Below are 18,076 nucleotides of genomic sequence, written 5' to 3'. Positions count from 1 at the left end.
TATTCTCTATATCTAGGCTGCATAGAACATTAAAAAATGAGCTTGTATTTGATAATTTTGTCTCCCTTACATTCATGTTTACCAAGCCCCCACCTAGGGAATAGATATACCGTAGCATGCTAGAGGAAGGCAGGTGAGAGAACATGGCAAAACAATGGAATTTCATCTTTGATAACAAATTGATCACGGTTTTCGACAAGGACCCGAAAAGCGCGGAAAAGCAAGCCCGGGCCATCTTTAAGGATTTACAGAAGAATAATGCAAGCTAATCAACACCGGCCGGGCGGATGGCTGGTGTTTTTATATGTCTCCAAATGTAAAGGAATTGTAAAGGTGCCTGGCACCATTACAGCATTGATCAAGATCTTCCACCTATCCAATCTTTGCTTTTATAATTGAGGCTCTTCGCGAGAATAAGTCTTTCCTCCTCCCTCTTCTAGAAATTATAGAAACAGTGTATAAAATTCCCTATCTTTTCCTGGTTGCGTTGACTCTATTCTATTTGGTTGTTAACATTCTAATAGAAGTGTATTGTCTGAATGTTTTACTTAGTAGATATTATTACATAACTAACACACTTCTCCCTGCCTACTAGATAGGGACAAACCAACATGAGAGAGGGTGGGAAAATGGGACAAACTGCTGAGACGGGTGAGGAGCTCGTAGAGAAAGTGGATAGTGAGATGCGGTTCCGGAAGTATGTCGGGAAGACGGCAGTGGTGGTGTCTGCGATTGCAGTCATTTGGTCAATTTTCCAATTGTATGCCGCTGGGACCGGCGTGTTGGATGCGATTACGCTTCGCGGGTGGCATCTGCTCTTTGTCTTGGTCATGGTGTTTTTGCTGTACCCGGCACGGAAGAAGGAGAAAGCTGGAAGGACGGCCCCGACCGTGCTCGATTTTCTTTTTATTGCGTTAAGCATTGCGGCGCTCGGTTATTTATTACTAAATTATAAAACGATCGTACTGCGTGGCGGCTATTTGGTGACAGCCGATTATGTTTTTGGGGCGCTCGGCATTTTACTCGTGTTTGAGGCGTCTCGCCGGGTTGTGGGAAATCTGGCCATTTTGGCCCTGATTTTCTTGCTGTATACGTTTCTTGGCGCTTGGGTTCCCGGGATGTTCGGGCATAGCGGTTTTAGCTTCAAGCGTGTGATCGATTATATGTTCTTCGGTAGTGAAGGGATTTTCGGGATTGCGCTCGGCGTGTCGGCGACGTTCGTGTTTTTATTCATCTTATTTGGAGCCTTTCTGAAAATCAGCGGTTTCAGCCAGTTCATCAATGACTTGTCGCTGACGATCGCGGGTGGTTCTCCCGGAGGACCTGCCAAAGTGGCCGTCCTCGCCAGCAGCTTGATGGGGATGATCAACGGGAGTGCGTTAGCCAACGTTGCTACAACGGGGACCATCACGATTCCTTTAATGAAGAAGAACGGCTATAAGGCGCGCTTTGCTGCCGCGGTGGAAGCCGTTGCTTCGACAGGTGGACAGTTTGCACCGCCGATTATGGGCGCAGTCGGGTTTGTTATGGCAGAATATTTGGGCGTTCCGTATACAACCGTTCTGGTCGCCGCTATCATTCCGGCGTTCCTTTATTATTTAACGCTCATTATGGTTGTTCATTTTGAGGCGCGGCGGCTTGGGTTGAAAGGGTTGTCGCGCGACAATATTCCGAAAGCGGCCGAAGTTTTCAAGAAGCAGGGTCATCTTTCGATTCCACTTATTGTCTTGCTTGTTCTTTTATTTACGGGCTATACACCGGTATATGCGGCCGTGTTTTCAATCCTGGCATGTGTCGTTGCCAGCTGGTTCCGGAAAGAAACGTTTATGGGACCGAAAAAAATCCTGCAAGCTCTGGAAGAAGGGGCAAAAGGGGCTCTTGGAGTCGCGGTTGCTTGTGCGACCATCGGAATCATTATCGGGACGGTTTCACTGACTGGTCTCGGTTTAACGTTCGGTTACACAATCATGACGTATACGAATGAAAGCTTGCTTATTGCGAGTCTGTTGGTCATGTTGATGAGTATCGTCCTTGGAATGGGCGTACCGGGCGTTGCTGCGTATGTCATCGTGGCGACTGTCGGAGCACCGGTGCTTGAAAATCTTGGCGTTCCGCCGTTGTCTGCCCATATGTTTGTATTGATTTACGCTTGTTTATCCAATATTACACCGCCTGTTGCCCTGGCATCGTATGTGGCAGCGGGAATTGCGGATACGAATCAGCACCAGGTGTCGATGACTGCGATGAAATTGGGGATCACCGGGTTTATCCTGCCATTTTTCTTCCTGTACGAACCGGCCTTATTGCTCGGAGAAGAACCATTCATTCATAGTTTGATTCCGACTATTACCGCTGCCGTCGGTACGATTACGTTGGCGGCTGGTTTGCAAGGGTGGTTCCTAAAGAGGGCGAACTGGATACAGAGAGGGATGCTGTTGACGATCGGGATTCTAATGATGGTGCCTGGGCTTGTGACTGATATGATCGGCATCAGCTTGCTCGTCATTTTATTTATCTGGCAGAAGCTCGAGAAACCGGCTATCAGTGTCGCAACAGAGGTTGACTAAAAAAGGAGTGTTGAAAAGTATATGAAAAAATTATGGAAAAGTTTGTTGATGATTGGTGTGTTGACCGTATTGGCTGCGCTTGTCAGTGCTTGTGGAAATGATGCGGAAGAAGCAGGGGCGGAGAAAGGTGGTTCTTCAAGTAAGAAGCCTACCATCTTGAATTTCCCGACGGCGTCCACTACTGGAACGATCTATCCCTTAGGTGCAGCAATGGCAAACTTGTGGGATCAGAAGGTGGAAGGGGTCAAAGTTAACGCCCAAGCTTCCAACGGTGGTGTCGACAACTTGAATTTATTGAAAGATGGCGAGGCTCATATTTCGTTTGCGACAGCCGGCATTATTTGGGAAGCGTACAATGGTGAACGGAGCTTTAAAGATCGTCAGTATGAGGACGTTCGGATTATTGCGGGTCTTTATTACAACCCGAACCAGTTTGTCGTCCGTAAAGATGCAGGGATTGAATCGGTTGGCGATTTGAAAGGGAAGCGTTTTGCCCCTGGTTCTGTTGGAAGTACACCGGAAGTCGAGTCGAGCATCATCCTTCCTGCGTACGGATTGGACTACCCTGGCGATATTAAAGAGAACTTCGTCGGCTTCACAGAAGCGATCGATTTGATGCGCAATAAGCAGATTGATGGGGCTTTGATTCAAGCAGGATTGCCGACTGCAGCGGTGACGGAGATGACTTCGACTGCGGATGGGAAATTGATCGGTATTGAGCCGGAAATCCGTAAAGCGTTGATGGAAGAATACCCGTGGTACTCCGAAGTGACGATTCCAGCGGGCACGTATGATAATCAAGACGAAGATGTAGACACATTGGCAATCAAAATGATGTTGATGGCGGATGCTTCTGTTGATGATGATGTCATTTATGAACTCGTCAAAGCATTCTGGGAAAACATCGATTCCTTGGAGTCGGCTCATGCGATCGTGAAACAAATGGATATTGAGAACGCGGTGACCGAATTGGCGGACATCCCGCTTCACTCGGGTGCGGAGCGATACTATAAGGAAGCTGGCCTCCTTGACTAAGGTTCTTTTGATAGAGAAAGGTGAACGGGGCGAAGTGATGAAAAAAGAAAGACGGATCGGCTATCTCGGCCCCGCTGGCACATTTACGGGGCTAGCCGTCCATGCTTTATTTCCTGATGAGGAAATGACCAATCTGCACTCATTTCCTTCTATTGAAGAATGTTTGTTGGCGGCACATCAACGCAAGACAGATGTGACCGTCGTGCCGATCGAAAATTCCATTGGCGGATCGGTCAGCATGACGTTGGATTGGTTGATCCACGAGGTGGAAGTGCCGATCCAAGCAGAAGTCCGGCTGCCTGTCCACCATGAATTATTGGCACATCCGGCACAAGTGGGGCAGAGGGATTTTGAAATTGTCTATGCCCATCCGCAAGCCTTGAAACAATGTGATCAATATTTACGGACACACCATCCGGATATTGAGCAGCGGCCGATGAATAGTTCGGCGGAAGCAGCTTGGCTCGTCGCGAATAATCCGGACAAGGCATGGCTCTCCATTTCCAATTTCATCGCCAAGGAGATCTATCAGTTAAAGGCGATTCAAAGCAATATTGAAAACAACGGGATGAATACGACACGTTTCATTGCACTAGGTTATGAGAAGTTGGATTTGGTGGCTGAATTCCAGAAATCATCGATGATCGTTTCGTTTCCGGAGAATGAATTGATGACACTTTATCAGGTGTTGGGTGTGATCGACAAGTACGATATCAAGCCGACGAAGATTGAATCGGCTCCGATGAAAACGGAACTCGGGCATTATGTGTTCTTTATTGATTTGGATACGACGGGGAAACGGGAGGCTTACCAACTGCTATGCCAGGACATTCGCAACTTGGGGTGCGGTCTTCGCCAATTGGGGACTTATCCGACATTGGAAGCGAATCTTGCGTACCGTGGGGTTGGTGAGTTGTAAAGGTGTCATTCATACAATTTAGAAGCGACACATGACGGTATAATAAATGATAAAGAGAGACTACAAGCGGTTTTGTAGTCTCTTTTATATGGTGCCAGTCATATTACAATCGAGTGGAGTGGTGTGCATTATGAAAATTTATGATCAATTGAGAGAGATATTGCTGGGTAGGGAAGGTGAAATCGTCACGACAAAGAAGCTTAAGTTTCAGCTGGAAAATCGTTATGGCACGAATCCCGGCAGTATCATCCTGTCCGATTATTGTTATAACCGTTGGAATAAAGGGATTTCATTCAATCAGCATCTATTTGAATATGTGACGAAGAGTACGTACAAATATCTGGGGGAGCGGGCAGCTTATACGGGGCTGATTTTTCACCGACCAAAAGGTGCTGCACAGGAGAATGTCGTTGGAGAGTGGCGCGCTGGCGTGAAGCTGATGTACACGGCAGAGCAAAGCCAAGGGATCGATCGCATTAGTGCCGACCAAATTAACCGGTTGTATGAGGAGTACAATCGGATCCTCCGATATGAGATGCAAGTGTTGCAATGCCGGCCGACCGAGCTACGTCATTTGATCGGTCGGATCGGAGAGTTGCTTTGTGCCATGATGACAGGCGGGTATTTGGCGCGCCATCCGAATCAGCATGGCTTTGATGTGGTCAGTGAAGGGAAACGGATCAGTGTCAAAACGACTGCCCAAAAAACAGGATTTATCGTCTTCAACCGTAACACATTTGCCGAATTCGACGAAATCTTTATAGTCCAGTACCATGATGATGATTTCCATATTGTTTACCATGGCCCTAAAGAGCCGATCGAGCAGATCGCTCGGATTTATGGGCATACTTATGAAGTGGATATGGAGCGGGTTAAGAAGTTCAGTGCTAACGCTATGAAGTTGTGAGGTTTCCGTTTATACCCAAATTCAAAAGATAATGAAAAGAGACTGCGTGCCTTGTGCAGTCTCTTTTCCCTAGAAGCCCCAACCTAGCATTTCTTCTTCCTAAAATATTCCGATATCTGGACAACGCGCGCTTGTCCTGTGTGAAGTTCATGGTAAATGCCTCGGCTGTCGATGAATGAAATATACTGATCACGCTCAATTTGGACAAGTGCTTTTGCTTGCTCGAAGGAATCTACATGAATAAACCTGCGGATGTAATGTTCTTGATCGAAGAAATAAGTGATTTTGAATTCTTTCATGACGTTCCGCTCCACTTTCATCCCCCTAGTGATGAGACGTATTAAGGTAAGAATTATCTTTATCCTACAATTTAAACATGACATCTTCAAATAGTAATTAGGTTATAAATAGAAGAAGTTACATAACATCTAAGGCTTGTTTTGAACTGCCAATGCAGTATTTTATAAAACCTTGCAGTTATTTCCCGGGAAATGTCGAATAGGGGAAAGGATAAAAAACGTCAAAAAGCTATAGGAATCAACAAACATTTCCTATAGCTTTTCATCGCTTCTATTCATTTTTGATGATTTCGATTGTTTGTATCCTGATACGCTGCCTTGTCTGCCTTTTTAAATTCGCTCGCATAAAGGACTTCTTGTGTCGATGATGATCCGTTGTTTTTCTTAGTCAACTGCTTATGCGGTTCTTTCTTTTCAGCCATTGTATCACTCCTTTCCGCCTTGCTTTTTAGCATTCCTCAAACTAGGCGGATTAAACGTCTGTGTCCCTCTTGGAGTTTGCTCTTCCTTTTTCAAGGATTTAAACAGGGAGACTACCATCATCAAGATGATGAATGAAAATGGCAATGCCGCAATGATGATCGTGTTTTGCAAGGCGGAAAGTCCGCCAACCGATAGCAGGATCAAAGCAATGCTGGATTGGATGATGCCCCAAACAAATTTAACAGGATTGGAGGGCGTCAACGACCCGTATGTGGATTGCATTCCTAAGACAAACGTTGCCGAATCGGCGGATGTAATGAAAAACGAGGCGATCAGCAAAATGGCGAAGCCGGATGTAATGGCCGACCAAGGAAGAGAGTGGAACATCTGAAACACAATTAGCGAGGTGTCGCTTGCTGCCAAATTGGTTACGCCAGCGCGCTGGATCTCAATGGCTGTCGTCCCAAAAGCTGAAAACCAAATGAAGCTTAGTAAAGCAGGTGCTACCAACACGCCAACCATGAATTCCCGGATCGTCCGCCCTTTTGAAATCCGCGCAATGAACATGCTGACGAAAGGCGCCCAAGATATCCACCAGGCCCAGTAAAAAATGGTCCAGCTCTCAAGCCATTCCCGGTGGGATTCATTTAATGGAGACGTTCTAAAACTCATATTGACTAAATTGGCAAGATAGCCGCCAATTGAATCGGTGAACATATCAAAGATGAGTAAGGTAGGTCCCAAAATCAAAACGAACCCCAAGAGGGCAAGGGCTAGCACGAGGTTCGTATTAGACAAGTAACGGATTCCCCGACTTAACCCCGACCATGCTGAATAAATAAACAACACAGTTACAATTGAAACGATAATGAATTGAGTACGGATTCCGAGTTCAAACCCGAATAAGTAATGAAGTCCCGCGTTGATTTGCACGGCACCAAAGCCGAGCGAAGTGGCCACGCCGAATGCTGTTGCAAATACGGCGAGAACATCAATTACTGTACCCCAAGGTCCGTTCATTTTATCCCCGAAAATTGGTTTCAATGTGGCGGATATCAAGCCGGGCTCCTCTTTTCGAAATTGGAAGTAGGCCAGTGCGAGAGCGACTATCCCATATAAAGCCCAAACATGGATGCCATAATGAAAGAACGTTTGCCGAAAAGCTTCTTTGTAGGCCGCATCGGTATTCGGCACTTCAGTTGCGGGACTGATGGCATAATGGGATAGTGGCTCAGCTGCTCCATAGAATACTAAGCCGATGCCCATCCCGGCGGAAAACAGCATCGCGATCCAAGTGACTGTTTTAAATTGTGGGCGATCCGTATCTTTTCCAAGGCGGATCCTGCCATATGGACTAAAAATCAGAAAGATGCTTATGGCGAGCAAAAATGTGATAAGTAACATATAATACCATCCGAAAACGGAGGACACCGTTCCTTTGACCGTATCGGTGACGGATTCGAACTGAGTTGGCGAGATTACACCGTAGCCAACTGCCAGGATAATCAGAACGATTGTTATATAGAACACATTTGATATTTTTTTCATAGCTCCCCCCTCCTTGTCTTTTATTTACATGTTTCCCCTTGTCCAAAAGGGCAGGAGGCCAATCGAAATCTGTTTAGAGTATACCCGAAAAAACTAGAAACATGCTTTCGCTACCTACATGGTCGAAAAGCATGGGATATGAATATTGTTCCGATTAAAAAACGCAATAAGCATAGGGATAACCCCCGCTCATTGCGTTTTATTGATTCGTCTGAATCATGCTATTTATTCTCCACCCGATTGATCCGATAATACCCTTCTTCGTCCAACAATACTTCGTAAACCTTCTCTTTTTCATAAAACCGTTCATCTCCTTCGGCATTGGTGAAGTTGAAGGTTTCATAGGTGGAAAGGAGAGCAGTGTCGTTTTGGATGGTGAGGTCGGTGACGACATTTTCGTAAAATTCGAAGTGCATGCCTTGGTCGGCAATTTCTTTAAAGTAGTCACGGTATTCCTTGTATGCAGAGCTGCCGGGGAGTAAAAAGTCCTCGATGAAATGGAATTCTTCGTAATACAGAGCCGTTTCATAAGTGGAGCGAAATTCTATAATGAAATCCTCCAGATGGTCAGGGTCAAAATATCCGGCGCTTTCCGGATAATAGTCCTCCCCGCCCTCCCCGTCCTCATAAAATTCCGTGTAATCGTCGTAATATGTCTCATCGTCGTGGGAATCAGCGACCGCATAATTTTCGTACACACCAAAGACCGAAGCGACTTGCCGTTCCGTCATCGGATTTTTCACCCAAGAATCAATGAGGGGGGTGACGGTGTACAACGGAATGGAAAAGCCGAACCTTCTATTATCGGTCATGATCAAGGAATTTATGCCGATCACCTTGCCCGTCTTGGCGTCGAGTAGCGGGCCGCCACTGCTTCCGCTGTCGATCTGGGCATCGATCTGATATGCTTTTTCATAGATGAACCCTAGTTCAATATCACGGTTCAACCCGGTCAAATAGCCGATGGAGGCGGTGTTTTCCAAGCCAGTTGGACTGCCGAGCGCAATGACTTCGGTGCCAATCGGTGTTTCGATGGATTCTGCGCGGAGCGGTTGAAGATTCCGGTATGCGTCCGAACGAATTAACGCAACATCGTATTTATCCGAAATGCCAATCACTTTTCCGGCGGCATCCTTGCCGTCCGAGTTCCGCACGACTACATCGGTATAGCCAGCCACCACATGGGCATTCGTGACAATCAAGCCGCCTTTGGCATACAAAAAGCCCGAACCGAGCCCGCTTTCCGTAAAAATCGTGAACACACGCGGCAATGTCTCTTGGATGACCTGAGTCTTCTCTTTTTCCTTAGGAGGAGGCGTCTCCGCTTTCTGAACAGATGCTTCCGGGGCTTCATTTAGGGGAGCCGGCTCTCTTTCTGACAACGGCTCGACATGGGAAACGGTTCTCGCATCTCCGGTGCCGAGTACTTGGCTGAATCCATAACCGACGCCGCCAAGCACGAGCAAGCAACCGATGGCAATGGCGATCATCCAGCCTGTCCGGCCCGTCTTTCCCATCGCCTGTCCGCATCCACCGCAGAAACGGGCCTCTTTCTGATTCTGGTGTCCACAATTTATACAAAACATCCGCACTCCTCCTTTCTATATTTTTCTTATCGTCCATTTTGGCTAGTTATTGAGAGAGCACATTGATAGCTATAAAGCCTTTCGACCATTCGAGGGTCGAAAGGCTTTTGGCATGCTCACTTCCATTATATACCCTTTTGGATTTTCTAGTACTTTTTGAGGTGGGAATTGGGGGTGTACGGTTGGGGTGTTATGAGGTTGGATGAAAACATTTTGCAATAGGACAGCTGATAACTCATAACTTCCGCGAACCACTCATCTTTGTGTTCGTGCGCCGATAACTTCCGTGGGCCGCTCATACTTTCGATCCCACGCCCATATCCTCCGCGAACCGCTCATACTTCTATTCCCGCGCTCTTAACTCCGCCCCCACCCCCAGCCAAATCGCCATTCTATTACATTCTAAAAATTCTTTCACTAATTGAGTTGTCTTTTTTAACGAAGTGGTATAAACTAACTGTAATACAAACTAAACTGATAGGATTTATTAATTTAATTCAAATGAAGGGGGAAGAGGGATGATTACGGTAGCCGGGGTGGATAAGACGTTTCGCACGAAGGAGAAGTCGGCTCATGTTTTGGATGATGTCTCTTTTCGTGTTAATAAAGGGGAGATCGTCACGCTGCTGGGGAAGAGTGGTTGCGGGAAAAGTACGCTCCTCAATATGGTCGGCGGTTTTTTGAAGCCGGATACCGGATCGGTTTTGCTGGATGGGGAAGAAGTGTTATGGCCGACCAAACGTTGCGTGATGTTGTTTCAGCAACGGAATCTCTTGCCTTGGCGGACTGTGTTGAAAAACGTAGAGCTTGGGCTAGAAGGGGAACCGATTCCTACCGCGGAGAAGAACGAACGTGTTTTGGAAGCGTTGAAGTTGGTCGGGTTGGATCAGCATCAGCATCAATTTCCGCATGAGCTTTCCGGGGGGATGCAGCAGCGGGTCGCGATTGCCCGGGCGTTTGCGATTCAGCCGGATGTCATCTTGATGGATGAACCGTTTGCGGCGCTGGATACGTTCAATCGCTACAATTTGCAAGATGAATTGATTCGCATTCAGACCCGGAAGAAGACTACGATTTTGCTAGTGACGCATGACATTGATGAGGCAGTCTATCTATCCGATCGGGTGCTGATCATGAGTTCGCATCCCGGAAAAATCTATAACGAGTTGATCATAAATCAAGGAAAGCCGCGGGATCGTACGCATGGCGATTTTCATTATTACCGTAAGAAAATATTAGAGGAATTCGAATTGAGCGGGGCGCCAGCGGTACCCGAGTATTCGATTTAAGTGGAGGGTACAAATTGAGAAAACTATCACTGTTACTACTTGTTCTGCTATTGGCGTTCACGAGTGCATGCTCTCAAACGAAAGAAAAAACGCCAACTGAAGGCGGAAAGACGACTTTAAAGATCGGATATTTGCCGATCACTCATGCAGGTCCTCTTTATATGGAAGAACATGTTCATGACGAGCAGGTGGAAGGCTATGATGTCGAAATGGTCAAATTCGGCTCTTGGCCGGATTTAATGGACGCGTTGAATACGGGGCGGATTGACGGGGCTTCCGTTTTGGTGGAACTTGCGATGATGTCGACGGAACAAGGAATTGACTTGAAAGCAGTCGCGCTCGGCCATAAAGACGGAAATGTGCTTATCACTTCGAAGGATGTTCAAGAAACAGCAGATTTGAAAGGCGCCACCTATGCGATCCCGCATAAATTCTCATCCCATAATCTGTTATTGAATGAAATGTTGAAAAAAGACGGGTTGACCTATGAAGATGTGAACGTCGTGGAAATGGCCCCTGCTGAAATGCCGGCCGCTCTTTCAGAACAGCGGATTGCAGGCTATGTCGTAGCGGAGCCGTTCGGTGCGCAAGCTGTCGTGCTGGATAAAGGGAAAGTTCATTACCACTCTGAGGAAATTTGGCCGGAATCGTACTGCTGTGTCCTCGTGTTACGCAATGACACGATCCAAAAGAATGAGGAAGCAGTTCAGTCGTTTATTGCCCAGTATGTAAAAGGCGGCGAGTTGGCTAATAAGAAAGATGAAGCTGTCTATGAATCTTTTAGTGAGTTCATGAAAGTGGAGAAAGCAGTCTTGGATTTGTCCTTGCAATGGATTTCCTATGACGATCTGCGTCTTGAGGAAGAAGAGTATGACAAATTGTCTGCATTTATGGTGGAGATGGGATTGACGGAAAATCCACCGGCGTATGAAGAGTTCGTGGACAATACATTTATTGATAAAGTGAAGTGAGTGCTATGGGTTGGTTGAGAAAGACGTTGAATTTCATCATTGGTATGGTGCTTCTTGTAGCGGTTTGGCAGGGAGTCATCTGGATCGGCGGGTATGAGGAGGCGCTGTTCCCGTCACCGCTCACTGTCGGAACGGCGGTCGCTGCGATGCTTGCGGATGGTACGCTGTTCGAACATTTGCGGGTTAGCCTGGGACGTTTTGCGGCGGGGTATTTGCTCGCAATTGTCCCCGCCATCCTGCTCGGCATGATGCTCGGAAGGATGCCGCGGGCTTGGCAGATTGTCGATCCGGTCGTCCAAGTGCTGCGCCCGGTGTCCCCGGTAGCGTGGTCGCCGTTCATCGTCTTGTGGTTTGGAATTGGTAATATGCCGGCCATCGCGATCATTTTCATCGCCGCCTTCTTTCCGGTCCTATTGACGACGGTGGCGGGCGTCCGGAAAATCGATCAAGATTATTTGAGGATCGCCGAAAATATGGAGATTCGTAAATGGCCGCTCATGTATAAAATCATTTTTCCCGCTGCCTTCCCTTCTATTGTCAATGGCTTGCACCTGGCGCTTGGCACTGCTTGGGTATTCCTCGTTGCCGGGGAAATGGTCGGGGCGCAGTCTGGGCTCGGGTTTTTGATTATCGATGCACGGAACACGTTGAAGCTCGATCATGTGTTGGCCGGAATTGTATTCATCGGATTGAGCGGTTTCATCCTCGATCGGTTGATTACGCTTTTCGAGCATTGGGTCGGTCGCCATTTCGGTACGCCGCCGGCAACGTAAAAAGACCGCCGAGTGTTGGCGGTCTCCCAGTTAAGATTTTTGCAATAGAGGGTCTTCGATACTAATGGCACGCAGATCATCGACGCGGTTGCCTGTCCGTTTGGAGTAATAGCCGATTTCGACTTCATCGCCCGTTTCAGAGTGAACCAGTTTTTTATAACAAGTTTCCAAATGGTCCGTGCCCCATACGATCAATGCGTTGAAAACATGTTCTAGCGCCTCTCCGCTAGGTGTCAGCGTGTAGCGATAGCGTGGCGGATGGGTGGAATAAAGCTCCGATTGAACGAGGCCTTCTCCTTCGAGCATTTTGAGCCGCTCGGACAGCATGTTGGCGGATAGTCCATTCAACGCCACTTTGATGTCATTGAATGTCGTTCGGCCAACTAGGATTTCATGGACAATCAAAAGCGTCCAGCGATCTCCGATGATATTGAGAGATTGAGCGATATTGCAGGGTAGGTTGTAACGTGGTTTCATAAACATTTCGTCCTTTCTGATAATGTAAGTTGCTTTTTTTAACCTAGTAGATTAATATGAATAGTATAGCATACAATAACGATAGGAAAAGGGGTTTTTAAAAATGGGATTATTTTTAATTGAATCGTCTTTACAAGGAATTGTGGACTCGAAAGCTGCTTTGGATCAAAAGGCGGCGCAATTGCAAGAGAACCTGGGAGCTCGAGACTCAGCACTCATTGAAATCCAAGTATCGAAAGATTTCTCTCGATCGTTCTTCATCGTCGAATCGGCTGATCAAGAAACCGCTACAAGTATCGTGAAAGAAGCGGGAATCCCGATTGAACTGGTCAAAGATGTCCGTCTAGTCGGGGACGATTTGGAAAAAGTAAAGCAAAACAAAGATCTCGTCAATTACTTGGTCGAATGGAACTTGCCGGAAGACCTCACCATGGACCAATACTTGGCTCGCAAAAAGAAAAATTCGGTCCACTACGAAGAAGTGCCGGAAGTATCATTTGCTAGAACGTACGTCTGTGAAGATATGTCGAAATGCCTCTGCTTCTACGACGCGCCGGACGAAGCGGCTGTCAAACGCGCACGGGAAGCGGTTCAAACGCCGATCGATTCCATCACGGAAATTTTAGCTGATAACGAGTAAGGAAATTTAGCGGAGGTGGCACCATGCCCATGGTAATGGAAAAACAGGAAGTGCTTGCTGAACTGATTGCGCAGGAACTGAAGCCATATGTGAAAAAGATTGATCAGGACGCTTTTTACGCAGAGAGTTTTCTTCGTAAACTGGGCGAATCGGGATTGTTGTTATCTGCGGCACGTCCACAAGCGGAAGTGCTTGCAGACGGATTGTACCTGGTTGGTGAGACCGCGAAAACGTGCATGACGACCGCCTTCTGCCTGTGGTGCCACCTCGCTGCTTTAACCTACGTCCGGACAACGGAAAACGAAAAGCTGAAAGCTGATTTGTTACCAAGTTTGGAAAATGGCACTTTGCTTGGCGCTACTGGGTTGTCGAATCCGATGAAACATTACGCAGGACTGGAAACTCTCCATTTGACCGCAAAGCGTACGGATGGAGGATATGTAGTATCCGGCGTGCTTCCTTCAGTATCCAACCTCGGGAGGGACCACGTTTTTGGAGCTATTGCCGGTTTGAATGAACAACAACAGATCATGGTGTTTGTCTCCTGCAATTCACCCGGTTTGACATTCAAGGAAAAAAACGATTATTTAGGATTGAACGGCAGTGCTACGTATAGCTGCACATTTAAAGAGGTGTTCATTCCAGACGATCGGGTCTTATCGGAAGATGCCAATGCGTTCGTGGCGAAAATCCGCCCGACGTTCATCGCCTACCAAATTCCACTCGGCTTCGGCGTGACGAATGCGTCCATTCATTCGATTGATAAAATGGTCAATCGACAAAATGGTTGCAACCAGTATTTACGTACCCAGTCACCGGAATTGCAACAGAAGGAAGAAGAGTATCAACAACAATTGCTCACACTTATTTCCCAAGAGCCTTTAGATTGGAAAGAAATTGCAAAAATCCGGCTTGGCGCAGCGTATTTGACGCTTGAAGCGGTGCAAACCGCCATGCTCCATAACGGCAGTGCTGCTTATTTGAAAGTGAGTGCGCCGGCCAGACGATTACGCGAAGCCTACTTCTTTGCCAATTTAACGCCGACGATCAAACATTTGGAAAAAGTGCTGAGTCTATAAGAATAGGCAGGCGCAGGGCCCCACTCTATTAAATAGAGTGGGGCCTATTTTTATTCACCTAGCTAATTGACTAACTGTTGTTTGGTAGTATGTTACTATGGGTACATAACTATGGATGGATGTTTAAGTAACATTATTAGGAGGATTAGAGTATGCCGGATAGAGACATTCAGCTATTACAACAGCGCATATTACGTTTGCAGGAAGAAGGGAAGCATCGGGAAACGATCGAGGCTTGTACGCATCTAATAAATCAGGCCGGAAAGTGTGCCCTTTATTCTACAGTCATGGGGGCGCATGCAGCTTGTGCGACTGCTTTTCATGCAATCGGTGATTTGGAATCGGCGTTTCGGCATATGGAGGAGCACGCGAAACTTTGTGAGTCGTATGGGACGGATGCGGAGCAGCTGGATTCCTACTCCATTTTATTTTTATTGTATGACTATAGTCAGGACTTCGATAAAATGAAGACAACCTTAGAAGATGCGATTAATTTAGGGAAGAAATTGCGGCGATACGATATTGTCAGCACAAGTTATATCCGCTTCAGCCAGGTTTGTAATCAGGAAGGGAATTATATAGAGGCGCTGGATTGGGCGCAGATGGGCTTGGAGATGGCGGATTTGCATGAGCCGGCTGCAGAAATTCTGACATGGCGGGCTTTTTTGAATCGAGCGAAGGCTTTTTTAGGCTTGGAACAGTGGGAAGAAGCGGAACGATTGTTGGACAACCTAGTCGCATCTCCTATTTTGAATACATATAATAACGAAAAGGCCCAGATCTATGCCTTGCAAGGGCGTTACTTTATTGCCCGTAACAGGTTGGAAGAGGCGTCTGCATCATTGCTTACGGCAAAAAAGTTGGTGGAAGACGAAGGGGATCTCCGATTGTTGAAGGACATTCAGGAACTTCGGACCGAGCTGTGCGAACGGATGGGCAATTTTGCAGAAGGCTTCAAAATTCAAAAAGAATATATCGCCTTGCTGGAAGAAATCAAGGAAGGCGAACTGGACAAACTTGCTCTCCGTCTGGATGTCCAATTGGGTCTATCGAAAATGAAGAAGCGGGTGAACACTGATTTCCTGACCGGCTTGTATAACCGGAGTTATATGGAGACAAATACGAATTTTTGGCTAAAAAAGGCCGCTGCGAACGAAGAAAGTATTCTCTGCATGGCGATCGACATTGACAATCTGAAAGGGTTGAATGACACGCATGGCCATCTGTTCGGCGATGAAGTGATTCAGAAGGTGGCCCGGACGTGTTCGCAACTGATCCGGGAAGGCGATCGAATGGGCCGATACGGCGGCGATGAGTTCGTGCTGGTCATGCCGAATATCACGTTGGAAAATGGAAAACGGAAAGCGGAGCAATTGGCGGAAGCAGTCCGTGCATTGGAAATTAAAAAGGATGGAAAATTGATTCCCGTATCCGTTAGTATCGGATTGGCCGACAATGATAATGGGACGATCCAAGAGTTTCATGAAATTTTTCATCTCGCAGATACGGCGCTTTATGAAGCGAAACGGAGTGGAAAGAATCGGGCGGTGCACTACAGCCATACAACACCAAACTCTCATAAGATGGTACCAGCCCCTTAAACGTACGAAGGGCTGGTTTTCTTCGCTGTTATGCTCATAACTCATAAGTCTCGGGAAGCGCTCATAATTTCTGTGCCACGCTGATAAGTCTCGGGAAGCGCTCATAATATCTGCTTCGCGCTGATAAATCCCGGCAAGCGCTCATAAAATCCGTGCCGCGCTCATAAATCCCGAGAAGAGCTCATAACTTCCGAGCATCGCTCATAACTTTATTCCACTCGCTTAGTTCCTTCCCTGTTTCTTCCTCCATTCAATAGGGTATTTTCGAATGAAGGAGGGAGTGCGATGGAGTTACATACGGGTTCATTGTATTGGAAGACGACGGTCGAAGGGACGCCGTTCCGGCAGTCCGCCCTTGCCGATTTTTATGATGTGGTGATCATCGGAGGTGGGATGTCGGGGGCACTGTGTGCTTACATACTTTCCAAGGAAGATCTAAAAGTGGCTCTCATCGACGAGCGCATAATCGGGGCTGGAAGCACGTCAGCCAATACGGGTCTTCTTCAGTTCTCCAACGATATTATGCTGCATGAATTAATGGCTCAAATTGGGGAGAGAGCGGCCGCCCGGTTTTATAAGTCTTGTGAAGCCGCGATCGGACAATTGAACGAAGTGGCGGCAAGTCTGGCCGTCGACACCGAATTCTGCCAAAGGAGCAGCTTGTACTTTGCCAGTACGGAGGAAGACGTCTCCCGATTACAAAAAGAATATGAGACATTAAGGCATTACGGGTTTCCTGCAGAATACTGGGAGAGCCATGAGGTTGCGGCCCAATTTCCTTTTTCCAAGCCAGGGGCGATTGTCACACACGGCGATGCGGAGGTGAATCCGTTGCGTTTTTGTAGAGGAGCCATAGGGTTCGCTGAAGAACGGGGCGTCCATATTTTTGAAAATACGAAGGTTGTAGAAATACGGGAGAGGGAAGACCGCGTGGATGTGGAAACGGCGGCGGGGGTGCTGCATGCCGACAATATTATTTTTTCGACAGGTTATACACGGCCCCCTTTCTTAAATAGCAAGCAGGCGGAATTGAAACGGACTTATGCAATGGCTACCAAGCCGCTCGAAGATGTGAGGCTTTGGAAAGATCGGATGATGATCTGGGAGACCAAGCGGCCGTATCTCTATGCCCGGCTGACATTGGATAATCGGATTATCATTGGCGGGTTGGATGAGGACAAGTCCACTGTTCCCTGTACCGGAGCCCTGCTTCAATCACGGGGGGAACGCCTGAGAAAAGAGGCGGCACGCTTGTTTCCTCAATTTCAAATTGAAATGGACCATACATGGGCTGCGATCTTCGGGGAATGCGCTGATAATTTGCCGCTGATCGGCCAGCATCCCGAGTTTCCTCGGCTGTATTATCTGATTGGCCTAGGTGGAAACGGCACTGTATATAGCATGCTCGGAGCGCGGCTGATCCGTGATTTGCTTGCCGGCACTCCGAATGATCTCGCTGCTATCGTAAGACTGGATCGATGACATGTTTAAATCTCATTTTCCTCCAAATGAATAGTAGTCAAGAAGTTCTCTAACGCATTTCGTATTTCTTTCATCGTCGCTTTTGCCGCCAAATCGAATTTTCCAAACTTGAAAGCGATGGATTCAGCTTGAGGATCCATCGAGGCACCCGAGTTGGTGTCTTGGCGAAATGCTTCGATTGCTTCTAACTCCTGCCTTAACTCTTCTGGAAGGTTGGCCCGTTTGAATCGCCAACTGACCAGGGACGGCTCTTTTTCGCCATAATCATTACTTCCTTCATATTGGATGGCGCCCCAGTAAGGTTGTCCTTCCTGGAACGCCTTTTCACTGCTGTAAAATTGTAAGGTCTCTTTCGCGTCCCTTTGGTGTAAATAAGCGCCGGCCACTTCTGTCGATAATCGGATGTGCCGGAAAATAGGCGTGATGGCAAAGGAATAGGATTCGACTGGAAAATTCATTTGATTTCCTCCTTCTTCAATT

The 18,076-nt window shown here is 47.2% G+C and carries 18 protein-coding genes; 12 read left to right on the top strand and 6 right to left on the bottom strand.

Annotation, left to right across the window (positions count from 1 at the left end):
* The first annotated feature begins 143 nt into the window (after nucleotides 1-143).
* The 5 genes from AB1K83_RS13410 to AB1K83_RS13390 all read left to right on the top strand — a co-directional run bounded on the left by AB1K83_RS13410 (nucleotide 144) and on the right by AB1K83_RS13390 (nucleotide 5,428).
* The gene (locus AB1K83_RS13410; RefSeq protein WP_413058712.1) at nucleotides 144-269 is read left to right on the top strand and encodes a hypothetical protein; all 126 of its coding nucleotides are present in this window, start codon (nucleotides 144-146) and stop codon (nucleotides 267-269) included.
* A 360-nt stretch (nucleotides 270-629) separates the two neighbouring features.
* Nucleotides 630-2,567 (top strand): TRAP transporter permease, encoded by a 1,938-nt coding sequence (locus AB1K83_RS13405; RefSeq protein ID WP_413058711.1) that lies wholly within the window; start codon nucleotides 630-632, stop codon nucleotides 2,565-2,567.
* Nucleotides 2,568-2,588: 21 nt separating this feature from the next.
* On the top strand, nucleotides 2,589-3,602 hold the full coding sequence (locus AB1K83_RS13400) for a TAXI family TRAP transporter solute-binding subunit (protein ID WP_413058710.1): 1,014 nt from the start codon (nucleotides 2,589-2,591) through the stop codon (nucleotides 3,600-3,602).
* Nucleotides 3,595-4,521 (top strand): prephenate dehydratase, encoded by a 927-nt coding sequence (pheA, locus tag AB1K83_RS13395; RefSeq protein WP_413058709.1) that lies wholly within the window; start codon nucleotides 3,595-3,597, stop codon nucleotides 4,519-4,521. The genes AB1K83_RS13400 and pheA overlap by 8 nt, the downstream gene beginning before the upstream one ends.
* A gap of 130 nt (nucleotides 4,522-4,651) precedes the next feature.
* The gene (locus AB1K83_RS13390; protein ID WP_413058708.1) at nucleotides 4,652-5,428 is read left to right on the top strand and encodes a DUF6998 domain-containing protein; all 777 of its coding nucleotides are present in this window, start codon (nucleotides 4,652-4,654) and stop codon (nucleotides 5,426-5,428) included.
* A gap of 83 nt (nucleotides 5,429-5,511) precedes the next feature.
* Here the strand turns inward: AB1K83_RS13390 and AB1K83_RS13385 are convergent, their stop codons facing one another.
* From AB1K83_RS13385 to AB1K83_RS13370, 4 genes are all read right to left on the bottom strand, one after another.
* Nucleotides 5,512-5,742: a hypothetical protein gene (locus tag AB1K83_RS13385; RefSeq protein ID WP_413058707.1), complete on the bottom strand. Its 231-nt coding sequence runs from the start codon at nucleotides 5,740-5,742 to the stop codon at nucleotides 5,512-5,514.
* A gap of 260 nt (nucleotides 5,743-6,002) precedes the next feature.
* Nucleotides 6,003-6,149, bottom strand: a complete 147-nt coding sequence (locus tag AB1K83_RS13380; protein WP_413058706.1) for a YfhE family protein — start codon at nucleotides 6,147-6,149, stop codon at nucleotides 6,003-6,005.
* 4 nt (nucleotides 6,150-6,153) lie between these two features.
* Entirely contained in the window at nucleotides 6,154-7,698 is a 1,545-nt protein-coding gene (locus tag AB1K83_RS13375) for a BCCT family transporter (RefSeq protein WP_413058705.1), read from the bottom strand.
* A gap of 221 nt (nucleotides 7,699-7,919) precedes the next feature.
* The gene (locus AB1K83_RS13370) at nucleotides 7,920-9,284 is read right to left on the bottom strand and encodes a trypsin-like peptidase domain-containing protein (RefSeq protein ID WP_413058704.1); all 1,365 of its coding nucleotides are present in this window, start codon (nucleotides 9,282-9,284) and stop codon (nucleotides 7,920-7,922) included.
* Between the two features lie 518 nt (nucleotides 9,285-9,802).
* On the opposite strand from AB1K83_RS13370, the gene AB1K83_RS13365 reads away from it, so the two are divergent.
* The 3 genes from AB1K83_RS13365 to AB1K83_RS13355 are packed head-to-tail and all read left to right on the top strand — an operon-like array spanning nucleotide 9,803 to nucleotide 12,317.
* Nucleotides 9,803-10,573 (top strand): ABC transporter ATP-binding protein, encoded by a 771-nt coding sequence (locus AB1K83_RS13365; RefSeq protein WP_413058703.1) that lies wholly within the window; start codon nucleotides 9,803-9,805, stop codon nucleotides 10,571-10,573.
* A gap of 14 nt (nucleotides 10,574-10,587) precedes the next feature.
* On the top strand, nucleotides 10,588-11,544 hold the full coding sequence (locus AB1K83_RS13360; RefSeq protein WP_413058702.1) for an ABC transporter substrate-binding protein: 957 nt from the start codon (nucleotides 10,588-10,590) through the stop codon (nucleotides 11,542-11,544).
* 5 nt (nucleotides 11,545-11,549) lie between these two features.
* The gene (locus AB1K83_RS13355; RefSeq protein ID WP_413058701.1) at nucleotides 11,550-12,317 is read left to right on the top strand and encodes an ABC transporter permease; all 768 of its coding nucleotides are present in this window, start codon (nucleotides 11,550-11,552) and stop codon (nucleotides 12,315-12,317) included.
* A gap of 30 nt (nucleotides 12,318-12,347) precedes the next feature.
* Here AB1K83_RS13355 and AB1K83_RS13350 read toward each other — a convergent pair whose 3' ends face one another.
* Complete coding sequence (locus AB1K83_RS13350) at nucleotides 12,348-12,794, bottom strand: winged helix-turn-helix transcriptional regulator (RefSeq protein ID WP_413058700.1); 447 nt, start codon at nucleotides 12,792-12,794, stop codon at nucleotides 12,348-12,350.
* A 103-nt stretch (nucleotides 12,795-12,897) separates the two neighbouring features.
* On the opposite strand from AB1K83_RS13350, the gene AB1K83_RS13345 reads away from it, so the two are divergent.
* The 4 genes from AB1K83_RS13345 (at nucleotide 12,898) to AB1K83_RS13330 (ending at nucleotide 17,596) form a co-directional block, all read left to right on the top strand.
* Nucleotides 12,898-13,434, top strand: a complete 537-nt coding sequence (locus AB1K83_RS13345) for a DUF4242 domain-containing protein (RefSeq protein ID WP_413058699.1) — start codon at nucleotides 12,898-12,900, stop codon at nucleotides 13,432-13,434.
* Nucleotides 13,435-13,457: 23 nt separating this feature from the next.
* Nucleotides 13,458-14,513 (top strand): acyl-CoA dehydrogenase family protein, encoded by a 1,056-nt coding sequence (locus AB1K83_RS13340; protein ID WP_413058698.1) that lies wholly within the window; start codon nucleotides 13,458-13,460, stop codon nucleotides 14,511-14,513.
* A gap of 152 nt (nucleotides 14,514-14,665) precedes the next feature.
* Nucleotides 14,666-16,114, top strand: coding sequence for a diguanylate cyclase (locus AB1K83_RS13335; RefSeq protein WP_413058697.1), 1,449 nt, complete (start codon nucleotides 14,666-14,668; stop codon nucleotides 16,112-16,114).
* A gap of 285 nt (nucleotides 16,115-16,399) precedes the next feature.
* Nucleotides 16,400-17,596 (top strand): NAD(P)/FAD-dependent oxidoreductase, encoded by a 1,197-nt coding sequence (locus AB1K83_RS13330; RefSeq protein WP_413058696.1) that lies wholly within the window; start codon nucleotides 16,400-16,402, stop codon nucleotides 17,594-17,596.
* Between the two features lie 5 nt (nucleotides 17,597-17,601).
* On the opposite strand, the gene AB1K83_RS13325 is transcribed toward AB1K83_RS13330, so the two are convergent.
* Nucleotides 17,602-18,054: a hypothetical protein gene (locus tag AB1K83_RS13325; RefSeq protein ID WP_413058695.1), complete on the bottom strand. Its 453-nt coding sequence runs from the start codon at nucleotides 18,052-18,054 to the stop codon at nucleotides 17,602-17,604.
* Between the last annotated feature and the right edge of the window lie 22 nt (nucleotides 18,055-18,076).

It is taken from the genome of Sporosarcina sp. 179-K 3D1 HS (genome assembly GCF_047228905.1).
Taxonomy (GTDB): Bacteria; Bacillota; Bacilli; order Bacillales_A; family Planococcaceae; genus Sporosarcina.
The sequence above is the reverse complement of the archived record's forward strand: the minus strand, read 5'-3'. Positions and strand labels throughout refer to the sequence as shown.

What these genes read in the sequence shown, in the direction of transcription:
- AB1K83_RS13340 (WP_413058698.1), top strand. Translation starts at nt 13,458, where the DNA reads ATGCCCATGGTAATGGAAAAACAGGAAGTGCTTGCTGAACTGATTGCG.
- AB1K83_RS13375 (WP_413058705.1), bottom strand. Translation starts at nt 7,698, where the DNA reads ATGAAAAAAATATCAAATGTGTTCTATATAACAATCGTTCTGATTATC.
- AB1K83_RS13350 (WP_413058700.1), bottom strand. Translation starts at nt 12,794, where the DNA reads ATGAAACCACGTTACAACCTACCCTGCAATATCGCTCAATCTCTCAAT.
- AB1K83_RS13335 (WP_413058697.1), top strand. Translation starts at nt 14,666, where the DNA reads ATGCCGGATAGAGACATTCAGCTATTACAACAGCGCATATTACGTTTG.
- AB1K83_RS13345 (WP_413058699.1), top strand. Translation starts at nt 12,898, where the DNA reads ATGGGATTATTTTTAATTGAATCGTCTTTACAAGGAATTGTGGACTCG.
- AB1K83_RS13405 (WP_413058711.1), top strand. Translation starts at nt 630, where the DNA reads ATGGGACAAACTGCTGAGACGGGTGAGGAGCTCGTAGAGAAAGTGGAT.
- AB1K83_RS13410 (WP_413058712.1), top strand. Translation starts at nt 144, where the DNA reads ATGGCAAAACAATGGAATTTCATCTTTGATAACAAATTGATCACGGTT.
- AB1K83_RS13325 (WP_413058695.1), bottom strand. Translation starts at nt 18,054, where the DNA reads ATGAATTTTCCAGTCGAATCCTATTCCTTTGCCATCACGCCTATTTTC.
- AB1K83_RS13390 (WP_413058708.1), top strand. Translation starts at nt 4,652, where the DNA reads ATGAAAATTTATGATCAATTGAGAGAGATATTGCTGGGTAGGGAAGGT.
- AB1K83_RS13330 (WP_413058696.1), top strand. Translation starts at nt 16,400, where the DNA reads ATGGAGTTACATACGGGTTCATTGTATTGGAAGACGACGGTCGAAGGG.
- AB1K83_RS13355 (WP_413058701.1), top strand. Translation starts at nt 11,550, where the DNA reads ATGGGTTGGTTGAGAAAGACGTTGAATTTCATCATTGGTATGGTGCTT.
- AB1K83_RS13380 (WP_413058706.1), bottom strand. Translation starts at nt 6,149, where the DNA reads ATGGCTGAAAAGAAAGAACCGCATAAGCAGTTGACTAAGAAAAACAAC.
- AB1K83_RS13400 (WP_413058710.1), top strand. Translation starts at nt 2,589, where the DNA reads ATGAAAAAATTATGGAAAAGTTTGTTGATGATTGGTGTGTTGACCGTA.
- AB1K83_RS13370 (WP_413058704.1), bottom strand. Translation starts at nt 9,284, where the DNA reads ATGTTTTGTATAAATTGTGGACACCAGAATCAGAAAGAGGCCCGTTTC.
- AB1K83_RS13365 (WP_413058703.1), top strand. Translation starts at nt 9,803, where the DNA reads ATGATTACGGTAGCCGGGGTGGATAAGACGTTTCGCACGAAGGAGAAG.